This window comes from Clostridium sp. JS66 (assembly GCF_033561535.1).
Taxonomy (GTDB): Bacteria; Bacillota; Clostridia; order Clostridiales; family Clostridiaceae; genus Clostridium_AM; species Clostridium_AM carboxidivorans.
Genome location: NZ_CP131467.1, coordinates 710324 through 727487, shown reverse-complemented (window position 1 = coordinate 727487; position 17164 = coordinate 710324). Strand labels below are relative to the sequence as shown.

General features: G+C 27.5%; 13 protein-coding genes. 5 read left to right on the top strand and 8 right to left on the bottom strand.

What is annotated here, in order from left to right; translation table 11 throughout:
• Nucleotides 1-8 precede the first annotated feature (8 nt).
• From Q6H37_RS03215 to Q6H37_RS03205, 3 genes are read right to left on the bottom strand one after another with little or no spacing between them, the layout of a single operon-like run.
• Nucleotides 9-1004, bottom strand: a complete 996-nt coding sequence (locus tag Q6H37_RS03215; protein WP_318739144.1) for a glycosyltransferase family 1 protein — start codon at nt 1002-1004, stop codon at nt 9-11.
• Nucleotides 979-1968, bottom strand: coding sequence for a glycosyltransferase (locus tag Q6H37_RS03210; RefSeq protein ID WP_318742914.1), 990 nt, complete (start codon nt 1966-1968; stop codon nt 979-981). The genes Q6H37_RS03215 and Q6H37_RS03210 overlap by 26 nt, the downstream gene beginning before the upstream one ends.
• An 18-nt stretch (nt 1969-1986) precedes the next feature.
• The gene (locus tag Q6H37_RS03205) at nt 1987-2961 is read right to left on the bottom strand and encodes a glycosyltransferase (protein ID WP_318739143.1); all 975 of its coding nucleotides are present in this window, start codon (nt 2959-2961) and stop codon (nt 1987-1989) included.
• 207 nt (nt 2962-3168) lie between these two features.
• Here Q6H37_RS03205 and Q6H37_RS03200 point away from each other — a divergent pair, with 207 nt between their 5' ends.
• Nucleotides 3169-4830, top strand: a complete 1662-nt coding sequence (locus Q6H37_RS03200; RefSeq protein WP_318739142.1) for a hypothetical protein — start codon at nt 3169-3171, stop codon at nt 4828-4830.
• 17 nt (nt 4831-4847) lie between these two features.
• Here Q6H37_RS03200 and Q6H37_RS03195 read toward each other — a convergent pair whose 3' ends face one another.
• From Q6H37_RS03195 to Q6H37_RS03185, 3 genes are all read right to left on the bottom strand, one after another.
• Nucleotides 4848-5120 (bottom strand): DUF3343 domain-containing protein, encoded by a 273-nt coding sequence (locus Q6H37_RS03195; protein WP_318739141.1) that lies wholly within the window; start codon nt 5118-5120, stop codon nt 4848-4850.
• Between the two features lie 16 nt (nt 5121-5136).
• On the bottom strand, nt 5137-6096 hold the full coding sequence (locus Q6H37_RS03190; RefSeq protein ID WP_318739140.1) for a hypothetical protein: 960 nt from the start codon (nt 6094-6096) through the stop codon (nt 5137-5139).
• A gap of 64 nt (nt 6097-6160) precedes the next feature.
• Nucleotides 6161-7738, bottom strand: coding sequence for a YncE family protein (locus tag Q6H37_RS03185; protein ID WP_318739139.1), 1578 nt, complete (start codon nt 7736-7738; stop codon nt 6161-6163).
• A 299-nt stretch (nt 7739-8037) separates the two neighbouring features.
• Here Q6H37_RS03185 and Q6H37_RS03180 point away from each other — a divergent pair, with 299 nt between their 5' ends.
• The 4 genes from Q6H37_RS03180 to Q6H37_RS03165 all read left to right on the top strand — a co-directional run bounded on the left by Q6H37_RS03180 (nt 8038) and on the right by Q6H37_RS03165 (nt 14033).
• Entirely contained in the window at nt 8038-9306 is a 1269-nt protein-coding gene (locus tag Q6H37_RS03180; protein WP_318739138.1) for a hypothetical protein, read from the top strand.
• Nucleotides 9307-9519: 213 nt separating this feature from the next.
• On the top strand, nt 9520-11262 hold the full coding sequence (locus Q6H37_RS03175; RefSeq protein WP_318739137.1) for a beta strand repeat-containing protein: 1743 nt from the start codon (nt 9520-9522) through the stop codon (nt 11260-11262).
• A gap of 71 nt (nt 11263-11333) precedes the next feature.
• Nucleotides 11334-13121 carry a glycosyltransferase gene (locus Q6H37_RS03170; RefSeq protein WP_318739136.1) on the top strand — a complete coding sequence of 596 codons (1788 nt, stop codon included), beginning with the start codon at nt 11334-11336 and terminating at the stop codon, nt 13119-13121.
• A gap of 57 nt (nt 13122-13178) precedes the next feature.
• Complete coding sequence (locus Q6H37_RS03165; protein ID WP_318739135.1) at nt 13179-14033, top strand: DNRLRE domain-containing protein; 855 nt, start codon at nt 13179-13181, stop codon at nt 14031-14033.
• A 212-nt stretch (nt 14034-14245) separates the two neighbouring features.
• On the opposite strand, the gene holA is transcribed toward Q6H37_RS03165, so the two are convergent.
• Nucleotides 14246-15268 carry a DNA polymerase III subunit delta gene (holA, locus tag Q6H37_RS03160; RefSeq protein ID WP_318739134.1) on the bottom strand — a complete coding sequence of 341 codons (1023 nt, stop codon included), beginning with the start codon at nt 15266-15268 and terminating at the stop codon, nt 14246-14248.
• Between the two features lie 88 nt (nt 15269-15356).
• The gene (locus Q6H37_RS03155) at nt 15357-17138 is read right to left on the bottom strand and encodes a ComEC/Rec2 family competence protein (RefSeq protein ID WP_318739133.1); all 1782 of its coding nucleotides are present in this window, start codon (nt 17136-17138) and stop codon (nt 15357-15359) included.
• Between the last annotated feature and the right edge of the window lie 26 nt (nt 17139-17164).

The window sequence follows — 17164 nt, the reverse complement described above, 5'->3', positions numbered from 1 at the left end:
GTTTATATTTAACTTATATGAAACTCATTATATAAAATTTTCTTGATATTATTTATTCTAGAATCCCAACTATTTTCTCTGGCTGTTATAATTCGTTTATTCACAAGTTCATTACTCTTTTCATTAACAGCTTTATCAATATAATTCTTAAATTCTATAGCATTATTAGCTATATAACATACCTCAGAAAACTTATTAATTTCTCTCATATTAGTAGTAACCACAGGTTTTCCAAGTGAAAAGTATTCATAAAGTTTTACTGGATTGCAGCTATTGGTCATATTATTAACCTTAAAAGGTATAATACAGCAATTGAAATTATTTATATAGTATGGAAGTTGGTCATAATCTTTAATTCCAAGATAATAAATATTACTCTTTATTAACGGCGGCTTGAATCCATTATAAAAGGGACCTACAAAAACAAAATTATATTTTGACTTTTTGGTTATAAAATCTATGACTTCCCAATCCATCCAACTAGCTATAGCTCCTACATAGCCAACTACAGGTTTAAATGTAGGTAAATCGTTGGGTTTTTTTAGCTTATTTAAAGAAAAATTATCTAAATCAACTGCATTATTTAAAAGATAAACTTTAGGATGAAGTGTTCTAAACTTTTCATAGAGTCTGTCAGCTGTTGTAAAAACTATATTAGCTTTTTCCAGCATCTTGTTAATATAAGGCTGCCATGTAATAAACTCATCAGAAGCATCGTCTACAACATCATATATCACATAATCATGATAAATCTTGTCTACATTAAGAACTTGATTTGGCGAGCTACACCACAGAATTACACTTCCTTCAGTTTTTATATCCTCAGGATTATAGTTTCCAGATACTATACTAAGATTAGGTTCTCTTTGTACTATTCCATTTGCTCCTTTGCTGGTAAAATAATAAACTTTATATCCATGTCTAGCAAGCTTAGTCATAATTTGCTGCGGCCTTTGAACCATCCAATCAAAAGGAACACTAGGCATTTGAATAAATGTTATCATATTTCCATATTCCTTTCCTTTTTAATTCATTAATAAAAAAATTCACTTTATCTTTATAACTATGTTTCAAATAACATTCTTTTTGTCCTTCTAAAGAAATATAGTCTCTATCACTTTTTCTCACTAAATAATTATCTACATTTCTCAGTGTTTCTAAATGACTTTTGCTCCAAACCAAATGTTTATTATTAGCAAAATAATTTTTAATTGCTGGTGTATATTGAGTAATATAAAATCCTCTACAGCCAAGAATTTCAAAAGTCTTCATACTCATCATCGTAGAAGAGCTATTAATAGAATGAACACCAAGCATTATTTTAGCAGATGCACATGCATCCTTTATTTCATTATACTCACAATACCCACCATAAAACTTTTTATCTATTGTAAATTTCTGACTGCCATCTATCCACCACTTATTTCCATAAATTTTTATGTCATATCCCCTTTTTATCAAAGGCTCCAGCATAATTTTATATCCCTGAAGTCTTGCAGGATATCTTGAGTAATTGTTACCTACAAACACTATATCATGATCAAATTTTTTATTATATTTTCCTGGACGATGAATCTCTTCATTACAACCAAACATTAAAAATGATGCGTTAATTCCCATTGACTCATATTTCCCTATGCATTCAATAGCTGGAGTAAAAGTCAATATTGATTTTTTTGCATGTTTTATAGATTCGCTCATCATCTCTATTGGATCATCTATGGCCCAATAGAGTATTGGGATATTATATCTTTTTGCTATATTAAAAAATATATCTCTATTTTTAAATATTGCTACATGTTCATAAAAGAAAGCATCTGGTTTATATTTTTCAATAGACTCTATTAATGTTTCATATTTTCCAATAGAAATTTCTTTTCCAAAGTCAGTATATATAAAATCTATTTCACTTTTTCCCATAGCAAAACCAATTCCAAATTTTATAATTGGAGCTGTGCTTAAAGTCATAATTTTCAATTTTATCACCTATCTCCAAAGTTTTCTACGCTTTAATTCATATACAAATATATCAACTTTTTTATCATAATCATATTTTAAATAACATTCTTTCTGACCCTCTAAGGCTATTCTTTCCCTTCCATCTTTATTGTTTAAATAGCGTTCTACCATCCTTAATGTATCATATGAATTTTCACTCCAAACTAAATGTTTTTCATTTAAAAAACATTTTTGAATAGCTGGAGTATATTGTGTTAAATAGAATCCTCCACAACCCATAATTTCAAATGTTCTCATACTCATCATAGTGTTAGAATTAGCAACTGAATGCACTCCAAGTGCAATTTTAGCTGTAGCATAAGCATCTGGTAGCTCTTCATAAGCACAATATCCACCATAATATTTTCTATCTAGCACAAAATTTTGGGAAGTATCAAACCACCAATCATTTCCATAAACCTTAATATCATATCCCCTTTGCATTAAAGGTTTTAAAATAATATCTATTCCTTTTTTTCTTGAAAAATGTTGTTTATAATTATTACCTATAAATATTATGTCATGATCAAATTTAGGGTTGATATTTCCTTTGTAATGAAAATCCTTATTACACCCAAACATCATTAATTTAGCCTGTATTCCATATTTTTTATATTTAGGAATACATTCTACAGCTGTAGTCATGCACATTGAAGCTGCCAAGGCGTTCTTTAATGAAACATGAGTAAAATAAACAGGATCTTCTATAGCCCAGTATATATAAGGAATAAAATAATCTTTTATTATTTTAAACATTTTATCTAAGTTATTCATAATGCACATACCAGCATTTAATATAGCATCAGGTTTAAATTGTTCTATTTCTTCTTGAAGTGCATATAAATTTCCTTTATTTATCTCTATACAAAGCGAAGTATATTTAACTTCAATTCCTTTTTTTATCATAGCTGAGGCAAATCCATATTTAAAAATAGGTGCATCCTCCAAAAGAAGTATTTTCATTGTAACCTCCATTTCATCTATTGATTAAATGGCTATAATTAATTACCTACTTACATATTATTATATGTTAAAATAAAAAAATCGTGAATTAATCTAATTACAAGATTAGATTAATAAAATTCCACTTTGTTTCATATATATATTAATACTAATTAATATATATATGACTATTATTTTTTTAATAATTATAATAAGGAAGGTTATTTTATGATTTACAAAAATTTGCCTTACATTATAAAAAATTCGGAAAATATCATTTATAAATTCAATTTAGATTCCTCTCATAATTTGATTGTAGAAAGTTATAATGAGCTTGGTACTAGTTCCAATGTTAATAACAGATTCGCCTATAAACAATATGTACTTGATTATTCCGTAGATATGGACGATAAAGATAAAATTCACATTGCATTTATAACTGAAGATGGACTCTTAAAATATTCAACTTTAGATTTTCCTAATATAGAAAAGACAATAAGCAGTGTTTACTCTAAAGATTATAAAATTAATTATGTTACTATAAAAATTATATCCTCCGATATTCATATTTTTTATATGATACAAAGTAAATATAATGTTAATAAATGGTCTATACATCATAGTTTTTTCCATAACAATTTATGGATTTCTAAAAAACTTTCAGAAGTATCATTTATTAAAAATTCATTGCCATACAATATTGATTTTTACAAAAATAATATTTATATATTCCACTCAACAAATATTTCTTATCAATATTGTATACAAAAATTTAGTATTTCCTTTAGCTTATGGTCAACTATAGAAAATAATATAAATCTTATGAATTGCCAAAATGCAGAATTTTTTATAAACGAAACAGGCATTGGCATTATATGCTATAACTCATACATTAATAGATCTATTAATACACTTTTAAAATTTAAAGACTTTAATGTAAATAGTTCAGAATGGTCTGATGAATTATTGACAAAAACTAATAATTTTGATTTTTCATTACCATCTGTATTGTATAATAATGATGCATTATTTTTATTTTGGAAAGAAAATAATACTTTATTTTTAGCAAGATCTTTTTATAAAACTGCTAGCTTAATTGAAATTAAATCAATTCCATTTAAAAATATAATAATTAATTGTAAATATATAACGAAAGAAATTTCATATCCTACCTATAAAAATAACTTTTTATTTTTTGTCAGTATAAATCCCCTTAATAGTATTTTTGAAGATAATAATGTTAAGGATTTCCTAAAAGTAGATACAATAAGAATCGAGCAAAAGTTTAACCCTCTTAATGGACCTCTAAAAGAAACCTTAAAGATAATTGCTAAAAATAGTGGTTTAATAAACAAAACTATTTATAATGATAGTGATGATTTTGGAAATAAAAAGCTTGAAAATGAAGAAAAAACAGATAATTCAAAGGATAAATCAAACGATTATATGGATTCCCCAAATGATAAAATTGATTATTTTCAAGATACCCTTAACTTAAAAAATACTGAAATAGAACAACTAAAAACTACCATTGATTTAAAAGAAGATGAAATTCAAAAGTTTAAAAATATCATTAGTTCAAAGGAAGATGAAATAGAACAATTAAAAAATAGTTTTAACTTAAAGCAAAATGAGCTGGATCAATTTAACATTAACCTTAATTTAAAAAATGCTGAAATAGAGCATTTAAAAAATGAACTAAAATCCAGTGAAGCTGAAATTGAAAGCTTAAATAGCTCATATTCTTCTTTAAAAAATCTAGCATCCGAAAAAGACTTATTAATACAAAATCTATATAATCAAATACAAGAGCTTGAAAATAAAAATATTGAAGATTTTCAAATATCGAAAAAGAAAAGCTTTATAGATTTATTTAAAAAGGACCATTAAATGGTCCTTTTAGCGTTTTAAATTATTTTTACATAGCTATACTTAGCTCCATTTTTAATTATTTGATATATACCTTTTATTGTCATATTGCTAATTTTGGCCTCTGTCATTATTGCTTGTATATCATTTTCCATAAACTTTATAGATTGAGTACAACCAGCAGAAATACTACATGGAGTGGATATAAGTTCAACTTTATACCCCTTTTTTATAAGTTTATTAAATAAAAATACAGCTTGATTGCGTGAAGCAAAAACCAGCAAACACCGAGATTGTTCATTTTTATACATATATAACAACCCCCAATTATAGCTGTTTTCTTAGCCAATATATATTTTGTAATATATTAATATTTATAGTGTTATTTAATAATATTATATTTTCTGGAGACATAAATGTTACTAATTTGTTTATATTATGTTCTGATAAAAACTTAAAAGTTATTTTGTATACTTCGATAATGTAATCTTTATCATCAATCTTTCCATTGTAAATATAAAAATTTACAAAAGCTTTATCTTGTTTATTAACTATATTTATAAAAAACTTTTCTTTTTGTAATATACCTTCATAAATATTACTTCTGTTTTCAAATCTTGATGGTATTATTTTTCCTATAGCTGTATAGTCCATATCTATATTTTTTACTTTTTTCATATTTACTTCAAGTTGTAATTTATCAAAATTTTCTATGTTTAACTCAACTGTACAATTTTTCCACACACACATATATCCCATGTTTTTAATTTCTTCCAAAGCCCTTTCGTCCTTGTTATCATCAGATTGAAAGCTTATAGTTCTATCAAAATACAATATTGATTTATTTTTTATTTTTTCAATTATAAGTTTTTCAAATTTTTTGTAATTTTTGCTATTTTCACCATTTATAAAATTTATGAAATGTAAAAATGCATATTGTCCAAAATCTATCTCACTTTCATAGCTTATTAAGGCATATGCTGCAACTTTATTACAATCATATATTTCAATTATTTCAGACTTCTCATTTAAAGCTATAAATTTATACTGGTTCATGGGATATTTTTCCATAATGATTCTTTTTTTATCCTCTATGTTTTTATAAGTTTTTACTAGTATTTTATTAGTATTTTTGTTTATTAAGTTATATAATTTTGATAACGTATCTATAAACCCCTTGCTTTGTATAAGCTTAAATATTTCTTCATATTTCTTGTACTTATTATAAAACTCTACTGCTTCTATTTTAAATTCTTCTTCAGTTAAATTATCTTTAAATTTTTCCATTAATCAATCCTCCAACTAATAATTTAGAGCAGACAATAGCCTGCTCTCTTATTAATTTTTATATTTAATTAGCACAATTTGAGCAATTTATATCTTCATATTGATGTGGGAAGAAATCTTCTGGGAATGGTGTCTGAGTGAAATCTATAAATCTTTCACATACATTTTCTTCTTGTGGTATCATGAATTCTTCACATTCTGGTGGCGCTGGGCAATATCCAAATGCTGGTATTAGAAGTTGAACTACTCCTGTTACTTTTATTACTATGAATACCCCAACTGTAAAGTTTAGCACTTCATCTGCAAAAGTAGGATTATTTAATATCTCTGACCTAGTTTCTATTCTTAAATTAAAATTAAATTCATCTCTAGATTCTGGAATAAATAATACTATATCTTTATCTATATCTGGTAATACACCAGTTATTTCACCTTGAATTCCTGCTACATTTACATAAGTTATTGTATAAGGAACTTCTAATGTAAATTGAACCCTTGAGAAATTTGGTCTTTCAGGTATTGGAGTTCTGACTTCTGTTCCTGGCACTATTATACCATTGCCAAACGTTATTTTTTCTATTACAAATGGTCCACCTGTACTAGGGAACGTTACTCTAAAATTAGGGAAACAAACCCTTTGTTGACAATGCGCAAAAACTTTCTCAGTTATAATGCATACTGATTCAGAAATATCATCTAACTGATAGCTGTCAGTTAAATCAATAGGGTCACCTGGGGAAATTAAAGATCCCTCATAAACTCCTACAATACCTATAGGTCCACCTATAAATCCACTAATAGTTCCTGTTAAAACATTGGTTAGAGGATCTATTATATGAATACTTACGTTTCCAGAGTTAGTTACATATAATCTTGTTTTATCAGGTGATACTATTACTCTTTGAGGACTTCCACCTAGTGCAATAGCAGCCATAGGAGTGTTTGTTAGTATGTTTACTGGTATTAGATTTCCTGTTGTATCTGCAACATACAAAATATTGCCAAAAATTGCCAGCCCATATGGTATAGCTCCTGGTACACTTGATCCTAATGGTATAGTAGCTAAAATTGAATAATCGCTAAGTTTTATTACAGTTACGCTTAAACTTCCAGAATTTGACACATATGCCTTGGTTTCATCATCACTTAATAATATAAAATTTGGTGCTGTTCCCGTTTGTATTCTAGCTACTTCTGTTAAAGTTAGTGTACTAATTACTTTTACGGAGTTATCTCCAGTGTCTACAACATATAACAAATTTCCATTACCATTTAGCTTTATATATTGTGCATTAGTAAAACATGATATAGTTGCTATTAATGATCCACTTAATAAATCATTTACTGTGACAGTTGTTCCATTTGATACATATAATTTTGCATCTTCAGCATCTACATCTAAAAATCCATTATTAGGAATATTATAAGTTTTTACTGTGCCATTAGTACATATAGCTGTTATTGTATCTGAAACTGCATTGACTACATATATTCTATCATCAGTTCCATGAACAACTTCTGTAGCTCCCAATCCTGTGTTTATTGTCTTTACAATTGCATTAGTAAACTCATCAACAATAGATACATCTCCATTGTTAGATACATAATACCTAATTCTCCTTGTTAAATCCGATACAGGCATTAGGTCCATTCCTCCCCTAAATTATTTAAATCATTTAAATTATTCAAGTTATTATTATCTTATTACATCGCGTATCTGTTAGAATAAATAATGCAATAAAATATAAAACCTCCTAATCCTAATATATGAAACACATAAAATTGTGTTACCAGTTTTTGTATAACTTTTATTAAAAAATTTAACTATTATGATTTAGTTAAGTTTTAATTTTATACTTTTTACATATTTACAACTATGTGTGAATATTATTTATTAAGGTAGATTTATGATCAATCTTTTATTAAAATGAGGTGTAAAATGTGATTTATAATAATAAATGTAGTTTTGTAGTAAGAAATTCTAAAAATATATTTTATAAATTTACACTAAATAATCAAAAAAATCTATTTTTACAATCCTATGACTATAGAGGACTTATATCCTCATCTATATTTAAAGAAAATATTAATAATTTTTCTATTGATATTGATTCCATGGACAAAATTCATATACTTTATACCTCCACTAGTGGAAATATAAAGTATACCGTATATCCCTCAAGTTTTCATAAAGATATTAATGTACTTAATATTAATGAAAAATATAATATATCTTTTCTTAAATTAAAAATTGTTAATTTCAAGCCTCATATTTTTTATATATTAGAAGATAAGCTTCAATCTCCTTATAAAAGTATTCATCATATTTTTTCGCATAACAATTCTTTACATAATATAAAAATTGAAGATATCTCATTTTCAAAATATATTTATCCATATATAGTAGATACAGTTAATGATACTATATACTTATTTTATACAACAAATGGTAAGAAATTTAAAATAAAAAAATTTGATACAAATTCAGGAAATTGGTCCAATTACGATGATACTCTTTCTATTTCATCTGCTAATAATGCTAACTTTCTTATTAATAATAAAAATATTGTACTAGTTTGTTATAACAGTTCTTTTAACAAAAACATTCAAACATTTATAAAATATAAAGAATTAAATTCTTATAACTTTCAATGGTCAGACCCAGTTATACTTTCAGATGAAACTTCTAATTCAACTCATGCTAACATAATAAATAAGTCAGGAAATACTTATGTTACCTGGGAAGAAAATGGACAAATAGTATATAGGAAATCTTTTTGTGGTATGAATGATTGGAGTTCTAAGAAAATTCTAACAAGCAAAAAAGAAAAATTTTTTACTGGTATATACTTAAGCAATCATAACACAGACAAGGATTATAAAAGTATTCTTTCTACTATTGATATTAATATCATTCCTTACCCTATAATAAATCTTGAGGGTAATACCTCAAATTCATTCTATATAAACAAAGATCCTATAAATAATTCTATATTTATTCCAACAACCAAAAAAACAGCATTTAATAAGAATGAAAAGAAATATATAAAAGATTTACAAAATATGCTTGTTGATAAGGATAAAAAAATTATAGAATTATCACAATATAATTTAATTCTAAAAAATGAATTAGAAACAAAAAATAAACAATTGGAAAATCTCAGTCAAAAATTAAAAAAGAATTGGTTATGGAAATTTTTCAAACGTTAATGATTTATTAAAGTATTTGTTTTAATTAATCTTATTAGTATACTCTTTGTGTTTTAATTTTTTTAATAATAAGCATTAATAGCTCTATACAAATAAGTATGGAGCTTTAAATTTTAATTTTTAATGTCATTTCTTTAAGTTTTACATATTATAAATTGAGGCTAGCCCAAAATTTAATATACGTTTTACAATTAATTAAGGAAGTGAGATACAATGCCTAATAATATAGTATTTAATAATGTAGCTGAAAATCTTAAAACTCAAATATATGGTACAACCTCTAGTGGTACTGTAACAGCACTACTAGTTGATAACAGTGGTAATATACAGATTGGGGGTAGTATTAACTCTACTGTCACTGGTACTGTTAATATTTCAGGCGGCAGCATTACCTCTACCGTTACTGGTACTGTTAGTATCTCCGATGGTAGCATTACAGCTACTGTGACGGGTACTGTCAATATTTCAGGTGGTAATATTAACTCTACTGTCACGGGTACTGTTAATGTTTCAGGCGGCAGCATTACCTCTACCGTTACTGGTACTGTTAGTATCTCCGATGGTAGCATTACAGCTACTGTAACGGGTACTGTCAATGTTTCAGGCGGCAATATTGACTCTACTGTCACGGGTACTGTTAATGTTTCAGGCGGTAATATTAACTCTACTGTCACGGGTACTGTTAATGTTTCCGGTGGCAGCATTACCTCTACCGTTACTGGTACTGTTAGTATCTCCGATGGTAACATTACAGCTACTGTAACGGGTACTGTCAATGTTTCAGGCGGTAATATTGACTCTACTGTCACGGGTACTGTTAATGTTTCAGGCGGCAGCATTACCTCTACCGTTACTGGTACTGTTAGTATCTCCGATGGTAGCATTACAGCTACTGTGACGGGTACTGTCAATGTTTCAGGCGGTAATATTAACTCTACTGTAACAGGTACTGTTAATGTTTCAGGCGGTAATATTAACTCTACTGTCACGGGTACTGTTAATGTTTCAGGCGGCAGCATTACCTCTACCGTTACTGGTACTGTTAGTATCTCCGATGGTAGCATTACAGCTACTGTAACGGGTACTGTCAATGTTTCAGGCGGTAATATTGACTCTACTGTCACGGGTACTGTTAATGTTTCAGGCGGTAATATTAACTCTACTGTCACGGGTACTGTTAATGTTTCCGGTGGCAGCATTACCTCTACCGTTACTGGTACTGTTAGTATCTCCGATGGTAACATTACAGCTACTGTAACGGGTACTGTCAATGTTTCAGGCGGTAATATTGACTCTACTGTCACGGGTACTGTTAATGTTTCAGGCGGCAGCATTACCTCTACCGTTACTGGTACTGTTAGTATCTCCGATGGTAGCATTACAGCTACTGTGACGGGTACTGTCAATGTTTCAGGCGGTAATATTAACTCTACTGTAACAGGTACTGTTAATGTTTCAGGCGGCAGCATCACCTCTACCGTTACTGGTACTGTTAGTATCTCCGATGGTAGCATTACAGCTACTGTAACGGGTACTGTTAATGTTTCAGGTGGTAGCATTACAGCTACTGTCACAGGCACTGTTAATATTTCTGGTGGTAGTATTTCTGCTACTATTGCAGGTCATGGATTTACTTCAAGTTTTGCAACGCTCACAGCTAATGCCTCTGCACCTATAAATACTTCATTTAGTTTTGACACTTCACAGTTCGGATACAATAACTATTCCTTCTATGTAAAAAATACTGGAACAGCTACAGTATCTGCTAGATTACAAGTTAGTCCAACAACTGCAGAAAGTTACTACGTCAATGATACTACTGCTGAAATAACTTTAACCCCGAATCAAGCAGTTGTACTTGCTCCTGGATTATTCTTAAACTACACGAGATTACGTGTACTTGGAACTTCAGAGGCTACCATAACTGTTGAAGGATACTTTAACGGTCAAAATTAATAGTTAAAATGGTAGGAGTATTTTTCTCCTACCTGCTATCTACCTTAATCAATAAAACAGGGGTGATTAATTTGAATTCTACTCTCAGCGTGTGTATGATAGTAAAAAATGAAGCTAAAAATATTGGAAGATGTCTTGGAAGTATATCTCATGTAGCAGACGAAATTATAGTTGTAGATACAGGTTCTATTGATAACACTAAAGAAATCGCAAAACAATATGGCGCTAAAATATATGATTTCAAATGGATAGATGATTTTAGCAAAGCCAGAAACTATTCCCTATCTAAGGCTTCATGTAATTGGATTCTAGTCCTAGATGGTGATGATGAATTTGAAAAAGAAGATACAGATAAACTGTTAAATATAATAAATAATTCAACCGAAGGAGATATATTTGTTTTCAATACTATATGTTATGTAGGAGATACACCTGGTATTGAAAAGATAATGAATGTTAATGTTAGACTATTTAAAAATAGCCCAGATATCAAATATCAAGGAAGAATACATGAAGGAGTTATTCCTGGAAATAAAAATATTATAACAAAGTTTGTTGATATACGAGTATATCATTATGGATATCTAAATTCATGTGTCAAAGAACAAAATAAACGTGAAAGAAATATGAGAATATTAAAAAAAGAATTAAAAGATAATCCCAATAATCCATATTGGTTGTTTTGTATTGGAAATGAATACTTCGCTCTAAATCAGCTAGAAAAATCACTTGAATGCTTTCTTGCATCTTATGAAAAAGGTAATATAAAAGATATATATATGCCTAAAGTTTTAATAAGGATTATAATGATCTATGATATTTTTGATCAATTAGATGAAGCCTTAAAGTATATAGATAAAGCCTTAGATCATTATCCTAAATACACTGATGTTGAATTCATAAGAGCTGGTATATATAAAAAATTAGGGCATGTTACAAAAGCAATAAGAAGCTTTGAACAATGCTCAAAATTAGGCGAACCTCCTTCTACACTCAGTTTTATCATAGGAGTAGGAAGCTATAAAGCATATTATGAATTAGGCAATATTTTCTATGAACTAAATGATTATGAAGAATCCCTAAAGTTTTATAATCAAAGCCTTTTAATAAAAAGTGATTTTCATCCTGCTATTATTAAAATAGGAGCAGTTTTGACTAAAATTTATACCGATCCTGAAGACATTAAAAAGAATATAGAAAAATTCTTTAATTTAAATGATCCTTTAAACTATTCTAATTTAGAAGAGATATTATTTTCCGCGCAACAATACCAACTTTCCTTAGCTTATGCTAATTCCGCAATAGCTAACAACGTTAGAGTTCCGTATATGACTTTCAAGAAAGCTGTGTGTATGTATAATCTAAGAATGTACGAAGATGCAATAAAAGAATTTGAAAAAATAAATTCTAATAATCCAAATTATTTAGATAGTCAAGTAACACTTTTTATGTGTTATTTATCTTTAGATAAATTTGAGGATACAGAAAAAGTTTTATCTATTATAGAAAAAATTGACAACCATAAAAATATTTATAAAACATTTTTATGTTTAAATAATATTTTCCAATCAAAAGATAAAGAAATTCTAAGCGAGGATGAGCAAAAATCTAACGAATATTTACCTATTATTATTAATATACTTGATGCTCTTCTTAATACTAAGGAATTTGACAAATTTGAAAAATCTCTAGAATTATTGAATTGTATAGAAAGTAGTAGTGCTTTACTTGAACTAGCAAAGTTATACTCAAAACATGGATTAGTACAAATTGCTGTGAATGAAATAAAAAGATCTATTAATACTTTTAACAAATTAGACAAGGAATGTGCACGTATTCTCTATAAAAGTTTTCATTAAAAGAATCAAAGTTTCACTTAATTTACACAAGAAAAGCTAAATAAAGGATGTGAGGAAATGCCAAATGCAATTTTTTATTCAAATTATAGTGTAACATTAGATGAAGCAAATCCTTCTATAGTATGGGGTGGGAGTCCCTATTTAATTTCAGGCTTATATGCTAATACTACCCCACCTAATTTATATAGGAGTCTGCTTCATTTTGATATAAGTTCTCTTCCATCAGATATTCAAATACAGAGCTGTATTTTAAATATATATGTTACTATTGTAGCATCTTCTACCGTACAGGATTTATTTACTCCATACCTTGTAAGTTCCCCTTGGAGTGAATCTACTACTTGGGCAACACAGCCTTTAATAAACTCTTCAATAAAAGGTACTTCTACACCAATAAGCAATATAGGTCCTGTAACCTTTGATGTGACACCTATAGTTAAATACTGGATTAATTCTGGAATAAATGATGGATTAATAATAAATTCCTCAGAAACTATAACACTTAGTACAAAAACCTTCTTTAGCAGTCATTACACAACTAATTTAAGCCAGAGGCCATTTTTGAATATACAATATATTGATTCATATCCAGTAACAGTATTTAAAAGAAGATTCGAAACTATTAGCAATAATTTTACAACCTCTACTATACCACAATCAAGTTCTCCAATAGATGTATCTCAAATCTCTAATTACACAATCTTTATTCAAAATACTGGTACAAATTTAATAAATTTGACTTTACAAATAAGTCCTGATGGAATAAATTTTGTTACAGAAGCTCAGAATTCTATATCTACAAGTGAATTAATACCAATAGTTTCTAGATATCTTACCAATTATATAAGATTTGTTTATAATTCCGTTGGAGGTGTTGGCAGTTTCAAATACTGGATAATAAAACAATCATAAGAAATGGTGCTGTTATAATAGCAATTTTTTAAATCGCTATTAACAGTACCTTATTTAAGTCAAAAAATAATTTTAGTTTCTTAAGAAATTTTTCTAAGATGCTTAATTTAAGTTGACTTTTGTAAAGAACTTTAATGAGGAAAATTTTTTTGATCTGTTAATTGTATTTTCACAGAAGCTACTTCGCTAAATAAAATAGTTCATTTTCATTTTTATCCTGTAATAGTGTTTATCACTAATAGTTCTATTTCAGTTTTTCCATTTACAGTAGAACTTTTTATTTTCTGCTCACAGTCTAAACATAGTTGTAATGCATGTTCTAATTGTTTTAAGGTAAACTTTTTACTTTGTCCTATAATTATATCACATGCATAATCAGACCTTATATTAAGCTCTTTCATAATATCCTGTTTACTTTTTTTATTTTCTAGTAACATCTTTACTCTAAATAAACGATTAAATTGCCTTTCTATCATGTTTAATATATATGGTATCTTTTCTCCTCTGTATATAAGTTCATTCAACACTTCTATAGCTTCTTTTACTTTTTTTTGGGATATAGGATTTACTAAATCAAAGATGTCATCATCATTACTCTTTAAAAACAACTCTTTTATATCTTCTTTTGATATAGACTTTTCATAAGTATAACAGCATAATTTTTCAACTTCATTCTCAATAATATTTAAATTGTTTTCATCCATAAGGCTAGAAAAAACTTTAAGTTCAATTCTTCCAATTTGCTTGCCTCTTGCTTCAAAAAAACTTTTTATTTTTCCTTCAAGCTGCTGCCCTTTAATTTTGTCAGCCTTTACTACACATGCTCTTTTATCTAATTTATATATTTTTTTCCCTGGCTTATCTCTTTTACTTTTAAAAACATCATAAAATATAAGTATACAATAATCAGGTAAATTGGATACATATTCAGAAATTCTATTAAAAACATTATCATTTTTGTCTTCTTGAAAAAAATTAGCTCTATATACTAATACAACTTTTTTATCACTCATAAAAGGTAGTGTTTCACAAGCATTGACAACAGGTTCAAAACTTTCTAATGTACTGCCATCAAATTTAACATAATTTAAATCCACAAAATTTTTATCTAAAACTTTATTTATTATAGAATTTATTCCATCCTTCATAAGTTGTTCATCTATTCCACAAAATAAATAACAATTATTTAAAATACCCTTTTTAATATTCTCATTAAAGGTAAATACATCAATCAAAAAAATTCCCCTCCATACCTTATTTTTAATTAAAAATTAATAGTGTGAAAAAAGTCCACATTAACTATTAATTCTTCATTTTTAACTATTAATTTAATTTATATATTTCGTTAAATATTATAGCATATAAAATACAATTTTCCTCATTGCTATAATTGGAATATGTTTCATTATCCTTTTTCAAATATACAGGTAAAACTTCCACCTTATTATAATGTTTAAAAATATCTCTATCTTCTTTTTGAAAATTACTACTTAAAATAGCAAACTTACGATTTCCATTATAAATGCATACATTTATAGAGTCATCTTTATAATAATCGATATTCTTCATATATAACTTGTTATTTAATTTCACTATCCGGCTTCCTTCAGCATTATTAATAACCTTATCTACATTCATTTCCTCTTTTAAATTTATAATGTCTTTAGCAGAGCTTTCATCATAATTACATATCATTGTGCTGTCTCTTTTATATTTTATAACAACTGCTTGCGCCTTTTGAAAATTAATACAATACACTTTTGGAATAAAATCATAGTTTTCAAAAAACATAGGTATAAGCAGTAAGAATGGAATGTATTTAAACTTACTATATCCATGTTTATATAGTAAACAACTTATAAATATTAGGGTCAAAATTGTACCATCTAAATAAGTTAAATTATTAACTTCAGGACATATTTTTAAAATTAAATAGTTTGCACCATCTAAAGCAATCATTACAAAATTTAAAGCCTTACACGTAAATTCAAATAATATCTTAAACCCACATAAAAGAAGAGCTACGTTTCCTAAAATAACTATAATAGAATATATAGGCAATAAAAACAAATTTCCAATTATAAAACCTGAACTAAAACTTTGTATTGTAAAAGCTATATAAGGAACTGAGAATATTTGAGAGCTCAACGTTACGCTTAAAGTTTCATTTAATTTTTGTGGTATTTTATATAAAATTCTACAAATCTTTTTATAATACAAAAGTATACCTAAAGTAGATAAAAAAGATAACATAAAGCCTATATCTGTTATATAATAAGGTCTTACTAGAAGTATAACTAAAGCCGCTAAACTCAGAGATGATATATTGTCATAGTTTTTAAATAACATTTTTGACAATTTAAATACCAATATCATAATAAATGATCTTATAGTAGCCGCCTGCATTCCTGTAAATAGAACATATATAAAAGAAACCAATATTGCTAGCTTCAATCCTATAAACTTTTCAAGTACCTCATATATTATTGCAATATGAAAACCAGATACGCTAACTGCATGAATAACACCTAATTTTTGAAATTGACTTTTAGAATCTTTAGAAAGATATTGTGTATCTCCATAACAAAGAGACATTATTACAGAAGCTTTATCTTCCCCTAAACTCTGTTTTAATTGTAAGTAAATATTTCTTTTTACTTGATAAAAATAAAAAATAATATCCTTCTTGCAATATTTATAGCTATTTAGTGTATATACTCCTACTATGCCTCTTTCAAAATCTACTTCCTTTGCAAATTTACCATAAGCATTGATTTTTTCTCCTTCCTTAAGCTTAGCTATATTTCCTTTTAATATTAGTTTTCTTCCTTTATAATTTGCCATATAATAATAGTTCTTTTTTTCAGCTACTCTTATACTGACGTTTTGAGGTATTCTAATATAAAAATATATCATAAAACTAAAAACACCAACAAAAAAGAAGGAGACATTTATGAAAAAAAATTTTTTATCCAAGGTAAAGAAAAATACGGCAAAAAAGGATGCAGCAATAACTGCACCCACTATAGTACTCTTAAATAACATCAAAGTAGAAAGGCATCCCATAAACAATGAAATAGTGTAATATACTAATGGCTTTTTCATTATCTATCCCCTCCTGCTATTGATTT

What these genes read in the sequence shown, in the direction of transcription:
- Q6H37_RS03215 (WP_318739144.1), bottom strand. Translation starts at nt 1,004, where the DNA reads ATGATAACATTTATTCAAATGCCTAGTGTTCCTTTTGATTGGATGGTT.
- Q6H37_RS03210 (WP_318742914.1), bottom strand. Translation starts at nt 1,968, where the DNA reads ATGACTTTAAGCACAGCTCCAATTATAAAATTTGGAATTGGTTTTGCT.
- Q6H37_RS03205 (WP_318739143.1), bottom strand. Translation starts at nt 2,961, where the DNA reads ATGAAAATACTTCTTTTGGAGGATGCACCTATTTTTAAATATGGATTT.
- Q6H37_RS03200 (WP_318739142.1), top strand. Translation starts at nt 3,169, where the DNA reads ATGATTTACAAAAATTTGCCTTACATTATAAAAAATTCGGAAAATATC.
- Q6H37_RS03195 (WP_318739141.1), bottom strand. Translation starts at nt 5,120, where the DNA reads ATGTATAAAAATGAACAATCTCGGTGTTTGCTGGTTTTTGCTTCACGC.
- Q6H37_RS03190 (WP_318739140.1), bottom strand. Translation starts at nt 6,096, where the DNA reads ATGGAAAAATTTAAAGATAATTTAACTGAAGAAGAATTTAAAATAGAA.
- Q6H37_RS03185 (WP_318739139.1), bottom strand. Translation starts at nt 7,738, where the DNA reads ATGCCTGTATCGGATTTAACAAGGAGAATTAGGTATTATGTATCTAAC.
- Q6H37_RS03175 (WP_318739137.1), top strand. Translation starts at nt 9,520, where the DNA reads ATGCCTAATAATATAGTATTTAATAATGTAGCTGAAAATCTTAAAACT.
- Q6H37_RS03165 (WP_318739135.1), top strand. Translation starts at nt 13,179, where the DNA reads ATGCCAAATGCAATTTTTTATTCAAATTATAGTGTAACATTAGATGAA.
- Q6H37_RS03155 (WP_318739133.1), bottom strand. Translation starts at nt 17,138, where the DNA reads ATGAAAAAGCCATTAGTATATTACACTATTTCATTGTTTATGGGATGC.